The sequence below is a fragment of the Kineosporia corallincola genome, from assembly GCF_018499875.1.
Classification (GTDB): Bacteria; Actinomycetota; Actinomycetes; order Actinomycetales; family Kineosporiaceae; genus Kineosporia; species Kineosporia corallincola.
In genome coordinates, this window is record NZ_JAHBAY010000001.1 from 374882 (window position 1) to 389639 (window position 14758).

The window sequence follows — 14758 nt, forward strand, 5'->3', positions numbered from 1 at the left end:
CAGAAGCAAAAAATGAAGGACGCCGACAGGGCCCCTGAGACCTGTCGGCGTCCTTCTCCCCCTGGCGCGGTTCATCCCCTCCAGAACATCCCGCGCGCCCCCGGTTCCGCGCGCTCACCGCCAGGCGTGCGCGTCGAGACCGGACTCCTCCATCCGCTTGCGCAGCCGGCTCAGGTAGCGGCCGCGGGTCGGGCCGATGCTGCCGATGGCCATGCCGGTCTGCTTCGAGATCTCGGCGTAGGCCGGGCGGTCCGAGCCGGTCACCGCGCGCAGCAGGTGCGCCCCGCGGGTCGGCAGCTCGTCCACGAAGTTCCACAGCACCTCGGTCATCGCGTCGTCGGTGACCTGCTTCTCCGGGGTCGGGTTGGCCTCGTCCGGCACGGCGGCGAAGAACTCGTCCGAGGTGCCGACCTCGCGGCCGCGGCGGCGGATCAGGCGCAGGCACTCGCGCTTGGCGGTGGTGGTCAGCCAGGCCCCCACCCGCTCCGGGTCGTTCAGCCGGTGCAGGTTCTCGACCAGCCGCAGCCAGGTCATCTGCACGGCGTCACCGGCGTCCGCCTCGCTCAGCCGGAAGCCGCGCACGGCGGCCCAGACCTGGCGCTGGTGACGCTCCACCAGTTGTTCGTAGGCGAGCCGGTCACCGCGGCGGGCGGCCAGGACCAGGTCGGCGACCGGCCGGTCCGGGTCGGCCACCTGGTGCAGCCGGGGCCGGGCGGTCTCATCGATCACGAGAACGGTCATGGCGGGTGCCTCCGGGAGTCTGTGGAAGAACACTGAAAACGTTAGGGAGATCCGCGCCACACCGGATCAGGGTCCGACCCCAGGGTTGACGCGTCCGTCCTGGGGGAGGACCCCGGGGCCGCCGCTCCCGGCCCTGGGGGAGACCCCCGGAGACAGCCAGGGGAGTACTTCCGTGAATGCTCTCCGTGACGCGATGGCCACGGGACCGACCGATACGCCAGAATCGTGCCTCCGCCGGGTGATCCCGGCGGGGAACCGATGGGTCGTTCGGATGAGGAGCGTTAACGCGCCATGGGCACCATGCGCCGTCCACCCGGGGTTCTCGCCGGAGCACCGGCCACCCCGGTCACTACTGACGCACGCCCGTCGCGACCCTCCAGACCCCGCAGATCGGCGCACGGCCGCCGGGCCGAGCCGGTGACGGAGGGGCAGCGGGGACGGCGAGGGCAGCGGAGCCTGCCCGGACGGCCGAACATCCCGGCACGTCGTGGCCGGATCGGCCGGGTCGGCGTGGTCCGCGCCCTGGCCGGCTGGATCGCGCTGCCGGTGCTGCTGGCACTCGCCCTGACCTCCGGCGTCCGCCCGGGACTCGTCTCCCTGACGGCCGCCGCCTACCTGGTGCTGCTCTGGTTCGTCGCCGCCCGCACCAAGACCGTGTCGTGGTCGTTCGTGGTGCTCCTGCTGCTGTTCTCGCTGCCCTGGGCGGTGCTGACCGGGATGGCCGGCTGGGCTCTGGGTGAGTTCACCGACCCGTCGCCGTCCGTGGTGGCGCAGGCCTCCGTGCTGGCCGCGGTGGTGCAGCAGTCGCTGCTGCTGGTGCCCCTGCTGCTGATGCCGTTGCTGATCCCGGCCCGGGCCCGGCGCTTCTCGTTCGCCGACTGGCTGCTCGCCGGCGTGGTGGTCGGCATCGGGTTCCAGCTCACCTATGCCCTGCTCGACCCGGACACCGCGCCCGGCTTCTCGTTCAGCCCGTTCGCCGGGGCACAGGCCGGCCTGGTCGGGCAGCAGGTGCTCACCGGGGTGATCGGGGCCGGGTTCGGCTTCGCCGTGGCCGCCCGGCGGCACGCCAACAAGTCGGCGCTCTCGCTGCCCGGCCGCCTGCTCTGGCTGGCGCTGGCGGTGCTGCTGCCGGTGGTGCTGTGGTGGCTGGCCGTCAGCGCGCACACCGCCGGCAACCTGGACCGGCTGGTGCCCGGCGCTGACGCCGGCGAACCCTGGCTGCTCGGTCTGGGCGCCACGATCACCGCAGGCGGCGCCGTCCTGGCCGGGGTGCTGGTCGCGCTGCTGCTGCTCGCCCTGATGGTCGACGCCAACCGGCTGCGCAACGCCGCCGAGCTGGAGCCCGACCCGGTTCCGCACCCGTTCCACCCGGTGCGGGCCGCGGACGCCTGGGCCGGACGGGCCACCCGCTGGGCCGGCACCAGCTCGTCCCGCAGCGTCTCGGCCGTGGTCTGGCTGGTTGCCACCGCCTGCTCGGTGTTCGCCTTCGCCGGTCGCGATCTGGGCGTGGTGTTCGCCGCCGTGCGGCGCAGCGGCCCGGGATCCGGTGCCGCCCGCTGGACCGCGATCGGCCGGGGCCGGGCCGCCGGGGTGATGGTGCGCTGGATCCGGGCCGAGGCGATCGAGCTGGCCGCCGACCCGGTCAGCCGGGGCTCGCGCTGGCGCAACCGGGTGCCGGCCGCCGTCGGCATCCTGGTGCTGCTGGCCGCGGCCGCCGGGCTCGGCCCCTACTGGGCGGCGCGGACGGCCACGCTCACTCCGCAGGCCGTGGCCCTGCCCGGCGCCACCTGGCCGGCCCGCACGATCGACGCCGCCGGTGAGTGGATCGAGCTCGACCTGGCCGGTTTCGACGGCGTGGTGTGGATCGTGGCCCTGCTGGCCGTCACCGCACTGCTGCTCGGCGGGGCCGACTGGTCGGCGCTCGGCATGCGCGACACCTTCCTGATCCGCCGCCCGGTGCCGCAGGGCCGTCAGTCGATCGGTGAGTACCTGCGCTCCACCAGCGTCTCCGGCGCGCTCGTCGACCTGGCCTGCCTGATCGCCGGCATGCTGCCGAGCCGGGCCGAGACCCGGCCCTCCGGCACGGCGATCCGCGCGGCCATCGGTGACTTCCGGGCCGATCCGCCGTCGTTCATCGAGCGGCGCCGCCGGCAACTGCGGGCCGGAACCGCCTCGGCGGACGACGACGGCGAGCCGGACCTGCTCCCCGTCGTCCACCGGCGTCGGCCGGACGAGGAACTCCCCGCCCTGAAACTGGCCGACGGCCGGTTGCTCTCACCGCTCAGCCTGGACGCCGAACGGGAATTCGCCACGCACCTCAACGGTCTGGACCGGTACGAGCCGGAACCGGACGGCCGCAGCGAGGTCTGGCGCACCGCGCAGTGCGGCAAGTTCGAGCTGATGGTGTCGAACCGGCCGGAGATCTGGTCGTCCGGCACCACCGAGCGCTCGCTGCGCTACGGCCTGTGCGTGATCGCCTTCTGGTTCTCCGGGGGCTCGTCCTGGCAGGTGTCGTCGAGCCTGCCGTCGGTGCTGCCCGACGCCGTGCGGCACCGGGCCGACCTGGAGCTCGACCGCCGGCTGATCGAGCTGACCACGGTGGTGAACTACCCGGGCAACCCGTTCCGGGCGGTCGAGGTGGTGGTCAGCGACGAGCGGGTGGCCGAGTCGGTGCAGGCCCGGATGGACCGTCTGGCCATCCCCGGGATCGTGGTGGTGGCGTCGTGATCGAAGTGATGCTCGCGGTCAACGGAGGCCGCTTCCGGTTCGACCCGGCGCTGCTGGCCGACCTGGCCCCGCACGTCTGGCCGGACGCCGTGCAGGTGCGGGCGCAGGGGCAGGTGGCCGACGTGCTCGGCTCCTACCTGCACCTGCCCGGCCTGCACCAGCCCGGGGCCAACCGGGGGTGCGTGCTGGCCTTCCACCGCAGCGGCGAGGCGATCGGGATCAGCTGCGGCACGGCTCAGACCGCGGCCGACGTGATCGCCTGGATCTGCACGGTCAGTCGGGTGCCGCTGCCGCACGAGGCCGGGCACGTGCTGCTGATCGACTGGATGCCCGACCCGCTGCCGATGTCGCCCAACACCCCGGCCGAGGAACTGCTGCGGCTGCGGGCCATGCTGCGCAGCTCGTTCTTCTCCAGCTGACCGTCCCGTCCGGCGGACCGCCCGGCCGGCCACCGTGCGTCACCGGCAGGGGGCCGATCGGGCGGTAGGGCGTGCGGCGGCTACACCCGGGCCGTGACCCCGGCGAAGTTGTGCGCATGGTCGAGGGGGTGAGAACCACCGTCATCGTGGACGACGACCCGGAGACCCGGATGATTCTGCGCGCAGCTCTGGAGTCCACCGGGTTCACCGTGTTCGAGGCGACGACGGGGCACGACGCGGTTTCGCTGGTGCGTGAGCACAATCCGGACCTGATCACCCTCGATCTGGTGCTGCCCGGGTTCGACGGCGTGGAGGTGTGCCGGCGGATCCGCGAGCTGACCGACGCCTACATCATCATGATCACGGCCAGCTCGGACGAGGCCGACCGGCTGGTCGGCCTGGCCACCGGCGCCGACGACTACGTGACCAAGCCGTTCAGCCCGCGTGAGGTGCAGGCCCGGGTGGCCGCGATGTTCCGCCGCCCGCGCCGGGTGGCCCGGGCCGAGCCGGCCGCGCCCCCGAACAGCGGTGGGACCGAGGGCCAGAGTGCCGAGACCGGTGGCCGCAGCTACCTGAACGGGCCCGCGCCGCAGTCGGTCACCGGGTCGATCACGGGCCTCCAGGCCGGGCGCCGCCGCTCCGAGGGACGGCACGCCTACGCCAACCCGGGTGGTGCCACGGTGCCGGACGCCCCGCCCTGGGGTCCCGACGACGTGCACGAGGACCCGGGCATGCTGCGGCACGGCCAGCTCACCATCGACGTGGAGGGCCGGATCGCCGCCTACGCCGGCACCGAACTCCCGCTCACCAAGATCGAATTCGACCTGCTGGCCACGATGAGCGGCAATCCGCGCCGGGTCTGGCGCCGGGAGACCCTGCTCAACATCGTCTGGGGCGGGCAGTGGTCGGACCACCACGTGGTCGAGGTGCACATCGGCAACCTGCGCCGCAAACTCGCCGACGTGGCCGGGGCCGGCGTCCCGATCATCAAGACCGTGCGCGGCATCGGGTACCGGATGGCGCCCGTCGACCCGGCCCAGTCGGCCGGGCACCACGCGGGTCTGCCGACCACCTATTGACCGGCCGCCGCACGGCCCGTGACCAGGCGGCCCGTGACCAGGCGGCCCGTGACCAGGCGGCCCGTGACCAGGGGGCCCGAGGCCAGGCGGCCGTAACCCGGAATTCGTGACCCGGCATTCGCAACCCGTGCCCCGGCCGCCCCCGGGAGGCGGCGGAGGGCGTCCTCGATTTTGACACCATCATCAGGCCCAGGGTGGTGTGAATTTCTGACGACGGTCCCCCTGCCCGCCGGACGGTCACAGGACGGGGCAGGAGACGGCCGGGCTGGTCGTCACCGTCGAGCTGGTCCAGCTGCCGTAGGTCGCCTGCACCCGGAAGACGTACGAGTTCGTCGTGAACAGCGTATTTCTCGTCACCGCGATCTGGGCCGACACGGTGGTGCGCCCGCTGACCGTGACCGGCGTCTGGGCGTTTCCGTTGAGGACGGGCGTGATCGAGTAGCCGAGGGTGTAGGCGCCGGCCGGGCTGGGCTTGAAGTCGATGTTCGTGGACGACGTGGCAGTCCAGCCGACCACGATGTAGGCCTGGGACCCGAGGATCGATCCGCAGTTCGGGGTGGTGGTCGGCGAGCTGGCCGGGGCCAGGGTGCCGCTGCTCACGGTGGTGGCCGCTGCCGTGCTCACCTGGAAGGCGGCCTGGGCCTGGAACGGCGCCAGCAGCACGAAGATCGCGGTGGCCAGGACGATCAGGACGGGATGACGTCTGAGTCGCCGCAGTGGGGCCGTCATTTCCTGCTTCCGGGGGCGAAAGGGCTGTTTCGGTACTGGACGTCGTGCGGATCCGGGTCCGTGCGCCGGCGGCGGGTCGGCCGCCAGATCGCCGGCAGGGTGATCGCCACCAGCAGGGCGGGGGCGGCGAAGCGGGCCACCTCGGCCACACCCGGCTGCCGCAGAAAGCGAATGCCCTGGCCGATCTTCGGAATCACGGTGTCCACCCGCCAGGCGGTTCCGCCGGCGAAATTGGCCACCCAGGGGTCGTTCCCGGGATTCGCGTCACCCTTGGTCTGCACCGTCACGCTGCCGTCCGGCTCGGGCGTCACGGAGACGATCCGGTGGCTGACGATGCGGTTGTCCTCGACCGGGATGTGGTAGGTGATGATGTCGCCGGGCCGCAGGTCGTACACCGAGACCCGGCTGTCCACGGCGACGTCGCCCGGCTCGATGGTCGGCGCCATGCTCCCGGTCAGCATCGTCATGGTCTGGTAGGGGAACAGGTGCGGCCCGACGGCGAGGAACAGGAACAGGGCGAAGGCCAGCGTGCTCACGAGATTGCCCAGATGGTAAAGAATCTGGGCGATCAGGGTGCGTTCGCGGGGGGCGGTGAGCTTGCGGCGTGGGACGAGGGTGATCGAGGGCGCCACTGCGGTGCCCAGCCCGATCTCGGCCGCCCGGCCGGTTCCGCTCACGATTTCGTCGAAGGTGACGTCTTGCGGCGTCGCGCAGGGGAGATCGCCGTTGGGCGCGGTGGTTACCACGGCCATGATCGGCGACCTCCCCGGGCGAATCTGCTGTCAGTCCTTACTGTCGGCTCGGGAGGGGGCGGAGATTACTTGCTCGTGGCCGCCCGCTGGGTGCCGTTGAAGGTGAAGGTCAGGGCACTGGTCTTGTTCTGGAACGTGTTGTCCGCCGAGGTCGGCAGCGTCAGCGTGACGCGCAGGTGGTCCACACCGTTGGCGGTCAGGGCGTTCAGGCCGGTCAGGGCCGCGCCGGCCTGGATCACCGGCACGTTGTTGACCAGGGTGGTCGGGCTGGCGCAGGTGTAGGTGAACGCCGGGGAGGTGCCCGCCTCGACCCAGGCCGTGGGGCAGGAGTCCACCTTGAGCTGGAGGCCGTTCGTGGTGTCGGTGTTCAGCACGCTGCTGGTCGTCGCGGTGGTGACCAGGGTCAGCGAGGCCAGGGCCTGGTCGCCGGTGTTGGTCAGGTCGACGGCGCGCTGCATGGTGTCGCCGGGAACCAGGCCGGTGGCGCCCAGGGTCAGCCGGTTCGCCGCGCTGCCGGCGGTGCCGAGGGCGATGTTCACCGTGCCGGTGGCGACGCTGGTGCTGGCTGAGGTGGTGGCGGTGAAGGTACCGAAGGTGCCCAGACCGGCCACGGCGGCAGCAGAGCCGAGAACGGCGACGGAGGCGACGAGCTTGCCGGTCATCGTGGTCAGTCCGAGCTTCATCTGCCGTGCTCTCCTTGCTTGGCGGGGGCGGGGTGGCGTTCGGTGCCACCCCCAACGAGTCGGCGGCGAGGTTCAGGTCAGAACCCCACCGCCGACAAGGTTTCCGCAAGGAACTTTCAAGACGAGCTTGAGGACGACGCTCAGCCCGGCCCGAACCGCTCGATCCGGATGTTTCCGGCGGGCAGGCCGAGAGAGACCAGCAACTGCGAGGCGTGCTCGGAGAACCCGGCCGACCCGCAGACGTAGGCCACCGGACCGGGCAGACCGGCCAGCAACGGCTCCAGGTCCGCCGCGGTGAGCCGCCCGGCCGGGCGGGGATCGCCGGCCGGGGTCTGCCGGGTGTGGATCACCGTGGTCTCCGGGCCGTACTCGCCGTCGTAGTAGAGATCCTCCGGACGTCGCACCGAGACCAGCAGCCGCAACGGCACGGTGCGGCCGGTCTGCGCCCAGTACCGCCGCATCGCCATCAGCGGCACCACGCCGGACCCGCCGCCGAGCAGCAGGGCCGGGGTGTCACCCCGCCAGACGAACCAGCCGCCGAACGGACCGCGCAGCTCCACCGTGTCACCCACCCCGATCTCCTCGTGCAGGTAGGGCGACACCTCGCCGTCCTCGATCCTCTCCACGGTGAGCTCGACCTCGCCGTCGGGCGAGGGCGCCGAGGCGATGCTGTAGGAGCGCTGGGCGGTGGAACCGTCGGGGGCGGTGAGCCGGACGTCGAAGTGCTGACCGGGCAGGTGGCGGCCGGCCGGCCCCTCGTCGTCCATGGTTCGGATTCTGAGGCGAAAGGTTCTCGCCGAGGAGGTTTCGTCGTGCACCCCGGTGACCACGGCCGGCCTCCACCGCCTGCGGGCACCGCCGGGCGGCACCTGACGGGTGACCGGCCCGAGCGTCGGCAGCGGCGGCAGGGCGTCGAGGGACGGCAGCGCGGGGAGCTCGGCGTCAGTCACCCGAGTACCTCTGCTCCAGCCACGGGTCGCCGAGTTCGTGGTAACCGCGCTGCTCCCAGAAACCGGGCTCGTCGTGGTCGAGCAGCCGCAGGCCGCCGATCCACTTGGCGCTCTTCCAGAAATACAGGTTGGGCACCAGCAGCCGGGCCGGGCCGCCGTGCTCGTGCGGCAGCGGCTTGCCCTCGTGCTCCCAGACCACCCAGGCCCGGCCGCCGGTGACCTCGGCCAGCGGCAGGTTGGTGGTGTAGCCGGTGTGGCTCCAGGCGACCACGTGGGTGGCCGTCGGCAGCACCCCGGTCTCGGCCAGGAAGGTGTCCAGACTGACGCCGGTGAAGCCGGTGCCGAGCTTGGACCAGCTGGTGACGCAGTGGATGTCGCCTTCCCAGGTGGACGGCTCCAGCCGGTGCGCGGCCTGCCAGTCCCAGGTGCGGGCCCGCTCGACCAGGCCGTCGACCCGGAAGCTCCAGGTGTCGGCGGTCAGTTTCGGGCTGACCTCGGCGGTCAGAACGGGCCAGCTGCTGCCGGTGTCGTACTGCCCGGGGGGCAGCCGCGGGTCGCGCAGCTGGCCTCGTCCGAAGCCGGTGCGTGCCATGTCGTGTCCTCTCATGACGGCTTGGGGTCTGCCAAATTTATCCTGATAGCTCAGCATCGTTGCAGGTAGCGGCATTCCCGATGACGTCTGTGGGATTTGCTCCGGGATTCCGGGTAGCGCGATCGTTCGGGCGGTGCGCACTATGGTCGGCGTGTCGATCGAAGACCTCACCCAGGAGGGACCGGTGACATCGGCCGACAACGGCGGCCCCGTCACCGAGTCCGATGCCGAAGGCTGGATTCCCCGAACCTGTTTCAAACACGGCCCACCTCGCCAGGTGGGCATCGAGCTGGAGTTCCTGGTGCACCGCGACCAGGATCCACCGGAGCATCTGGCCCCCGACAAGCTCCAGCTCCTGCACGACGATCTCCGTAAGCAGCACCTCCGCTCGAATTTCACCGTCGAGCCCGGTGGGCAGGTCGAGCTCAGCTCCCTCCCGGCCGATGATCTTCGCGGCGCGATCGCCGACGTGGAAACAGATCTCGCCGTTCTGAACCGCATCACCGCACACCATGGCGCCCGTCTGACCGGCGCCGGGATCGACTCGCTCCCGCTCCCCCCGCGCTTTCTCCACGAGCCCCGGTATGCCGCCATGGAGAAGTATTTCGACCGCACCGGCAGTGCCGGCCGGGTGATGATGCGCGGCAGCGCCTCCGTGCAGGTCAACCTGGAGGCCGCCCGCACCGGCGCCGGCCCGGGTGACCTGCTGCGGCGCTGGGAACTGCTGCACGCCATCGGCCCGGCCACAGCGGCCGCCTTCGGCCGGCCCTCGGCGCATCGTCCGGATGATCCACGTCTGAGCGGGTATCGGCTACTGCGGCAGGGAATCTGGCGGGTGCTCGATCCGGCGCGCTGTCACGCCGTCGTCCCGGCTTCCGGTGAAACGCTTCAGGAGGCCTACGCCCGCTGGGTTCTCGACGCCCCGCTGCTGGCCGTGCGCCGCACCGGCCGCCCGTGGACGGCTCCCGCCGGGCTCACCTTCCGGCAGTGGCTGCGCCAGGGCACCCGGGCGGTGCCCGACACCGCACCGCCCACCCTGGAAGACCTGAAGTTCCACATGACCACGCTGTTCCCGCCGGTGCGGGCCCGCGGCCACTTCGAGGTGCGCTACATCGACGCCCAGCCCGGCCCGTGGTGGCGGGTGCCCGCCGCCGTGATCACCGCGCTGGCGACCGACGACGCCGCCGGTGACGCCGCGCTGGAGGCCTGCGAACCGGTGCGCGACGCCTGGGAACTCGCCGCCCGCGCCGGTCTGCACGACGACGGCGTGCGCCGCGCCGCGCGCACCGTGCTGGAGATCGCCGCCCGGGCCCTGGACCGGGACGGCCAGGGCGAACTGGCCCGGCTGACCGCCGAATACCTCGATCTTGCCCCGACCCTCCCGGAGGTGCCGCCGTGCTGACCAGACAGAACCACAACATCACCGAACTCCACGACGAGCAGGTCCGCGACCGGCTCGCCGCCGACCTGATCCGCGCCCGGGACCGCACGAAGCTGCTCACCGCGGTGGACGACACCGAGCTCACGCACCAGCACTCGCCGCTGATGTCGCCGCTGGTCTGGGACCTGGCGCACATCGGCAACCAGGAGGAGCTGTGGCTGCTGCGTGACGTGGCCGGCCGCGACCCGCTGCTGCCCGAGACCGTCGACATGCTCTACGACGCCTTCCAGAACGCCCGCAAGGACCGGCCCAAGCTGCCGCTGCTGGAGCCCGTGCCGTCCCGGCGGTACGTGGACGACGTGCGCGGCAAGGTGCTCGACGTGCTGGAGCGGATTCCGCTGCACGGCCGTCCGCTGCTCGAGAAGGGCTTCGCCTTCGGCATGATCGTGCAGCACGAGCAGCAGCACGACGAGACCATGCTGGCCACCCATCAGCTGCGGGCGGGGGAGGCGCTGCTGAACGCGCCCTCGGCCCCGGCCGGCTCCGACGTCGGCCCGGCCGAGGTGCTGGTGCCGGGCGGGCCCTTCACCATGGGCACCGACATCGAGCCCTGGGCCCTGGACAACGAGAGGCCGGCGCACGCCGTCGACGTCCCCTCGTTCTTCATCGACACCACTCCGGTGACCAACGGCGAGTACCTGCGGTTCATCGAGGACGGCGGCTACGACGACCCGCGCTGGTGGCACCCGGAGGGCTGGCTGCACCGGCAGCGGGCCGGCCTGACCGCGCCGCAGTTCTGGCAGCGCCACGGAAGCACCTGGAGCAGAAGGGTCTTCGGCCGCGACGAACCGCTCCGCCCGGACCAGCCGGTGGTGCACGTGTGCTGGTACGAGGCCGACGCCTACGCCCGCTGGGCCGGACGGCGACTGCCGACCGAGGCGGAGTGGGAGAAGGCGGCCCGCTTCGACCCGGCCTCCGGCCGCACCCGGCGCTACCCCTGGGGTGACGACGAACCCAGCGCCGAGCACGCCAATCTCGGCCAGCGGCACCTGGAACCGGCCGGGGTGGGGGCCTATCCGGCCGGCCGCTCGGCGCTGGGCGTGCACCAGCTGATCGGCGACGTCTGGGAGTGGACGTCGAGCACGTTCGGCGGCTACCCGGGATTCCGGGCCTGGCCGTACCGGGAGTACTCCGAGGTGTTCTTCGGGACCGAGCACCGGGTGCTGCGCGGCGGCTCGTTCGGGTCCGACCCCTCGGCCGTGCGCTCCACCTTCCGCAACTGGGACTACCCGATCCGGCGGCAGATCTTCAGCGGCTTCCGCTGCGCCCGCTCGCCCCGGGCGGACGAGCATGTGTAGGCACCTGGCGTACGTGGGTGCGCCGATCCGGGTGGGCGAGCTGGTCAGCGACCCGCCGCACGCCCTCACCCGGCAGGCCTGGGCGCCGCGCCGGCAGACCCACGGGATCATGAACGTGGACGGGTTCGGGCTGGGCTGGTACTCCCCGGGCGACCCGGAACCGGCCCGGCACCGTGGCGACGGCCCGGTCTGGGGCGACGAGACATTCGCCGACCTGGCCCGCACCGTGCGCACCACCGGGCTGCTGGCGGCCGTCCGCTCCGGCACCGAGGGCATGGTGTCGGGCCGCGGGGCCGCGGCGCCGTTCCGGTCCGGACACTGGCTGTTCAGCCACAACGGCGCGCTGCCGGGCTGGCCGGAATCCGGCGCCGAACTGGTGAAAGACATCGACCCGGCGAGGCTTCTGCGGATCGATGCGCCGACCGACGCGGCCGCGCTGTGGGCGCTGACGCTCGACCGGCTGGACGCCGGGCTCACCCCCGGTGAGGCGCTGCGGGCGGTGGCCTCGCGGGCCGTGGAGGTCACCGGCGGGCGGGTGAACCTGCTGCTGACCGACGGTTCCCGGATCGCCGGCACGACCGCCGGGGCCAGCCTGTGCTACCGCCGGCTGGAGGCCGGTGTGGTGGTGGCCTCGGAGGCGTACGACGACGCCGGCGACTGGCACGACGTGCCCGACGGCCGGCTGATCACGGTGGAGGACGGCGAGGTCGTCGTGGAAGACCTGACCGGGGAAAGGATCCCATGAGTTATCGCTTCACCGACCTGCTGCCCGCGGACCACTCCGGCCCGGCCCTGCGGCACGACGTCCTGACCGGGCTCACTGCCGAGCCGAAATGGCTTCCGCCGAAATGGTTCTACGACAAGACCGGGAGTGCCCTGTTCGAGGACATCACCCGACTGCCGGAGTACTACCCGACCCGCAGCGAACGGGCGATCCTGGAGGCCGACGCCGCCGTGATCGTGCGCAGCTCGGGGGCCGGTCACCTGGTGGAGCTGGGGTCGGGCTCGTCGGAGAAGACCCGGCTGCTGCTCGACGAGATCGCCTCCGGCGGCTACACCGCGCTCGACGTGAGCGAGGACGCGCTGCGCCAGGCCGGTGACGGCCTCGCCGCCACCTATCCGGATCTGCGGATCGACCTGGTGCGGGCGGACTTCGAGGAGCATCTGACCGAGGTGCTGCGGCGCCCGGCCGACGGGCCGAGGCTGGTGGCCTTCCTCGGCGGAACCATCGGGAACCTGAAACCCGAACAGCGGCAGGTGTTTCTGCGATCGGTACGGGACGGGCTGAATCCGGGTGACAGCTTCCTGCTCGGTGCCGACCTGGTGAAGTCGCCGGACGTGCTGGTGCGTGCCTACGACGACTCGGCCGGGGTGACGGCGGCGTTCAACCTGAACCTGCTCCAGGTGCTGAACCACCGGCTGGGAGCCGATTTCGACCCGTCCGCGTTCGAGCACCACGCGGTCTGGGACGGCGATCGGGCCTGGATCGAGATGCGGCTGCGGGCGCTGCGCGACGTCATCGTGCGGTTCGCCGACCTCGACCTGACCGTGCGGTTCGCCGCCGGGGAGGAGATGCGCACCGAGATCTCCGCCAAGTTCACCCGGGAACGGCTCGAGAAGGAGCTCGGTGCAGCCGGTTTCGGTGCCGGTGGCTGGTGGACCGATCCGGACGGCCGGTTCTCGCTCTCGCTCTGGCGGCCGTCAGACGTAATGTGAGTCCAGCTGGCGGGCCATCTCGGCCTGCACCTCCAGGATCTCCTGGATCCGCACCTGTACCGAGTCCATCTGGCCGATGATCTCACTGGTGTTCTGGATGCCGGTGGCCACCGACCGGGCGTTCTCCTGGATCGCCGCGATCTGGTCGGACACCTGGCCGGTGGCCCTCGCCGTCTCCTGGGCGAGCTGCTTGACCTCGTCGGCGACCACGGCGAAGCCCTTGCCCGCGTCACCGGCGCGGGCGGCCTCGATGGTGGCGTTGAGGGCCAGCAGGTTGGTCTGGTCGGCGATGCTGGAGATGATCTTGATGACGTCGCCGATCGCCGCCGACGCCGCCCCCAGGTTGTCCACCTCGCCGGTCATGTCGCCGGACCGGGCCACCGCCTCGCCGGCCACCCGGCTGGCGTCGCCGGTGGCCGCGCGCAGCTGCTCCACGGTGTCGAGAAGTGCCCGGGCACCGGCCTGTTCGGTCTCGCCCCGGCGGATCGACTCCAGCCGCTGGCAGACCAGCTGCTGCACGTTGCGCAGGGCGCCCATCCGGGACTCGGACAGGGTGATGGTCTCGGTGGTGAAGAAGTCCATCGTTCCCACCACCCGGCCGCCGATGATGACCGGGAAGCAGATGCCCGACTTCACCCCGGCCCGGCCTGCCGCGGGGGCCCGCACGCAGTCGGTCAGGTCGGCCAGGTTGGCCACGAACACCAGGTCCCGCGATCGCCAGGCCCGGCCCGAGAGACCCACTCCCTCGGCGAAACTCGCCGCCAGTGTGACCTGCCGGAACTCCTCACCGGCCGAGCCGGACTCCAGCTCGAAGCGGAGCACGTCCTCGCCCTCGCGGATGCTCCAGTACGAGCCGTAGGCCCAGCCGAACGAGTCGCGCACGGTCTCCAGGGCCAGCCGGGTGCAGGCAGCCTCGTCGGCGGCCGCGTTCAGCTTGCTCACCACCTCGGTCACCGCCAGCCGGTCGTCGGCGATCTCCTGGAGCTGAGCCTGCGCGATCGCCCGGTACACGGCCATGTCGGAGAGCTTGGCGATCTCGACGATCTTCTCCCGGCGGCCGGGGTTGTCGGCAATCGGCTCGTCCGAGAAGTACTCCAGCACGCCGCGCACCTGGCCGTTGTTCTGCACCGGGTAGAACATGCCGGAGACCATGCCCAGCCGTTGCGCGGCCTGGGCCCGTACCGAACCGGTGGTCTGAGCGAGGTCGTCGATGAAAAGTGGCTCACCGGTGCGGAAAGCCCGACCGACCAGGCTGGCGTCCATGGCGTTGCGTTTGCCTGGGAATGCGCTTGCCATTCCGTCGACGATGCGCCCGGTCTGATGGATCATCGTCAGCTCGCCGCCCTCAGGCAGCCAGGCGGCTCCGTAGTCCACCCCGCTGGCCCGCACGAACGCGTCCACCGAGATCCGGTAGGCACTCTCCTCGCTGGTCACCGACTCCAGGGCCCGGATCACCTCAGCGAACGTCTCGACGTCGCGAGGCGCGTTCGCCGGTGTCGTGGCCGGCCCGCCGGACGAACGTTTCCTGCCAAACACCACGGATCTCACTTCTCCCGGTTCCAGGACCCCAGGTAGCGCGCGCACGCTTCACACCTGAGGTCCTGGATCGGCCGTCGGATCCGGGGGCTTGA

The 14758-nt window shown here is 71.7% G+C and carries 14 protein-coding genes; 7 read left to right on the forward strand and 7 right to left on the reverse strand.

What is annotated here, in order from left to right; genetic code table 11:
• Positions 1-114: 114 nt before the first annotated feature.
• Positions 115-741, reverse strand: coding sequence for an RNA polymerase sigma factor (locus tag KIH74_RS01660; protein WP_214153679.1), 627 nt, complete (start codon positions 739-741; stop codon positions 115-117).
• A 417-nt stretch (positions 742-1158) separates the two neighbouring features.
• On the opposite strand from KIH74_RS01660, the gene KIH74_RS01665 reads away from it, so the two are divergent.
• The 3 genes from KIH74_RS01665 (at position 1159) to KIH74_RS01675 (ending at position 4966) form a co-directional block, all read left to right on the forward strand.
• Entirely contained in the window at positions 1159-3468 is a 2310-nt protein-coding gene (locus tag KIH74_RS01665) for a hypothetical protein (protein ID WP_214153681.1), read from the forward strand.
• Entirely contained in the window at positions 3465-3887 is a 423-nt protein-coding gene (locus KIH74_RS01670; protein WP_214153682.1) for a hypothetical protein, read from the forward strand. Before KIH74_RS01665 ends, KIH74_RS01670 begins: the two co-directional genes overlap by 4 nt.
• A 128-nt stretch (positions 3888-4015) precedes the next feature.
• On the forward strand, positions 4016-4966 hold the full coding sequence (locus KIH74_RS01675) for a response regulator transcription factor (protein WP_214153684.1): 951 nt from the start codon (positions 4016-4018) through the stop codon (positions 4964-4966).
• A gap of 237 nt (positions 4967-5203) precedes the next feature.
• Here the strand turns inward: KIH74_RS01675 and KIH74_RS01680 are convergent, their stop codons facing one another.
• The 5 genes from KIH74_RS01680 to KIH74_RS01700 all read right to left on the reverse strand — a co-directional run bounded on the left by KIH74_RS01680 (position 5204) and on the right by KIH74_RS01700 (position 8672).
• On the reverse strand, positions 5204-5695 hold the full coding sequence (locus tag KIH74_RS01680; RefSeq protein WP_214153686.1) for a hypothetical protein: 492 nt from the start codon (positions 5693-5695) through the stop codon (positions 5204-5206).
• Positions 5692-6447 carry a signal peptidase I gene (locus KIH74_RS01685; RefSeq protein WP_214153687.1) on the reverse strand — a complete coding sequence of 252 codons (756 nt, stop codon included), beginning with the start codon at positions 6445-6447 and terminating at the stop codon, positions 5692-5694. The genes KIH74_RS01680 and KIH74_RS01685 overlap by 4 nt, the downstream gene beginning before the upstream one ends.
• Positions 6448-6512: 65 nt before the next feature.
• The gene (locus KIH74_RS01690) at positions 6513-7130 is read right to left on the reverse strand and encodes a TasA family protein (protein ID WP_214153688.1); all 618 of its coding nucleotides are present in this window, start codon (positions 7128-7130) and stop codon (positions 6513-6515) included.
• A 140-nt stretch (positions 7131-7270) separates the two neighbouring features.
• Positions 7271-8029 (reverse strand): ferredoxin reductase, encoded by a 759-nt coding sequence (locus KIH74_RS01695; RefSeq protein ID WP_281417622.1) that lies wholly within the window; start codon positions 8027-8029, stop codon positions 7271-7273.
• Between the two features lie 43 nt (positions 8030-8072).
• Positions 8073-8672 carry a sulfite oxidase-like oxidoreductase gene (locus KIH74_RS01700; protein ID WP_214153690.1) on the reverse strand — a complete coding sequence of 200 codons (600 nt, stop codon included), beginning with the start codon at positions 8670-8672 and terminating at the stop codon, positions 8073-8075.
• A 151-nt stretch (positions 8673-8823) separates the two neighbouring features.
• Here KIH74_RS01700 and KIH74_RS01705 point away from each other — a divergent pair, with 151 nt between their 5' ends.
• From KIH74_RS01705 to egtD, 4 genes are read left to right on the forward strand one after another with little or no spacing between them, the layout of a single operon-like run.
• Positions 8824-10074: a glutamate-cysteine ligase family protein gene (locus KIH74_RS01705; RefSeq protein WP_214153691.1), complete on the forward strand. Its 1251-nt coding sequence runs from the start codon at positions 8824-8826 to the stop codon at positions 10072-10074.
• Positions 10068-11411 carry an ergothioneine biosynthesis protein EgtB gene (gene egtB / locus KIH74_RS01710; RefSeq protein WP_214153692.1) on the forward strand — a complete coding sequence of 448 codons (1344 nt, stop codon included), beginning with the start codon at positions 10068-10070 and terminating at the stop codon, positions 11409-11411. Before KIH74_RS01705 ends, egtB begins: the two co-directional genes overlap by 7 nt.
• Positions 11404-12156 carry an ergothioneine biosynthesis protein EgtC gene (egtC, locus tag KIH74_RS01715; RefSeq protein ID WP_214153693.1) on the forward strand — a complete coding sequence of 251 codons (753 nt, stop codon included), beginning with the start codon at positions 11404-11406 and terminating at the stop codon, positions 12154-12156. The genes egtB and egtC overlap by 8 nt, the downstream gene beginning before the upstream one ends.
• Positions 12153-13127: an L-histidine N(alpha)-methyltransferase gene (egtD, locus tag KIH74_RS01720; RefSeq protein ID WP_214153695.1), complete on the forward strand. Its 975-nt coding sequence runs from the start codon at positions 12153-12155 to the stop codon at positions 13125-13127. The genes egtC and egtD overlap by 4 nt, the downstream gene beginning before the upstream one ends.
• Here the strand turns inward: egtD and KIH74_RS37430 are convergent.
• Positions 13113-14666 carry a GAF domain-containing protein gene (locus KIH74_RS37430; protein WP_214153697.1) on the reverse strand — a complete coding sequence of 518 codons (1554 nt, stop codon included), beginning with the start codon at positions 14664-14666 and terminating at the stop codon, positions 13113-13115. The two genes, egtD and KIH74_RS37430, sit on opposite strands and share 15 nt — an antisense overlap.
• Positions 14667-14758 lie beyond the last annotated feature (92 nt).

What these genes read in the sequence shown, in the direction of transcription:
- egtD (WP_214153695.1), top strand. Translation starts at nt 12,153, where the DNA reads ATGAGTTATCGCTTCACCGACCTGCTGCCCGCGGACCACTCCGGCCCG.
- KIH74_RS01680 (WP_214153686.1), bottom strand. Translation starts at nt 5,695, where the DNA reads ATGACGGCCCCACTGCGGCGACTCAGACGTCATCCCGTCCTGATCGTC.
- KIH74_RS01660 (WP_214153679.1), bottom strand. Translation starts at nt 741, where the DNA reads ATGACCGTTCTCGTGATCGATGAGACCGCCCGGCCCCGGCTGCACCAG.
- KIH74_RS01685 (WP_214153687.1), bottom strand. Translation starts at nt 6,447, where the DNA reads ATGGCCGTGGTAACCACCGCGCCCAACGGCGATCTCCCCTGCGCGACG.
- egtC (WP_214153693.1), top strand. Translation starts at nt 11,404, where the DNA reads ATGTGTAGGCACCTGGCGTACGTGGGTGCGCCGATCCGGGTGGGCGAG.
- KIH74_RS01690 (WP_214153688.1), bottom strand. Translation starts at nt 7,130, where the DNA reads ATGAAGCTCGGACTGACCACGATGACCGGCAAGCTCGTCGCCTCCGTC.
- KIH74_RS01700 (WP_214153690.1), bottom strand. Translation starts at nt 8,672, where the DNA reads ATGGCACGCACCGGCTTCGGACGAGGCCAGCTGCGCGACCCGCGGCTG.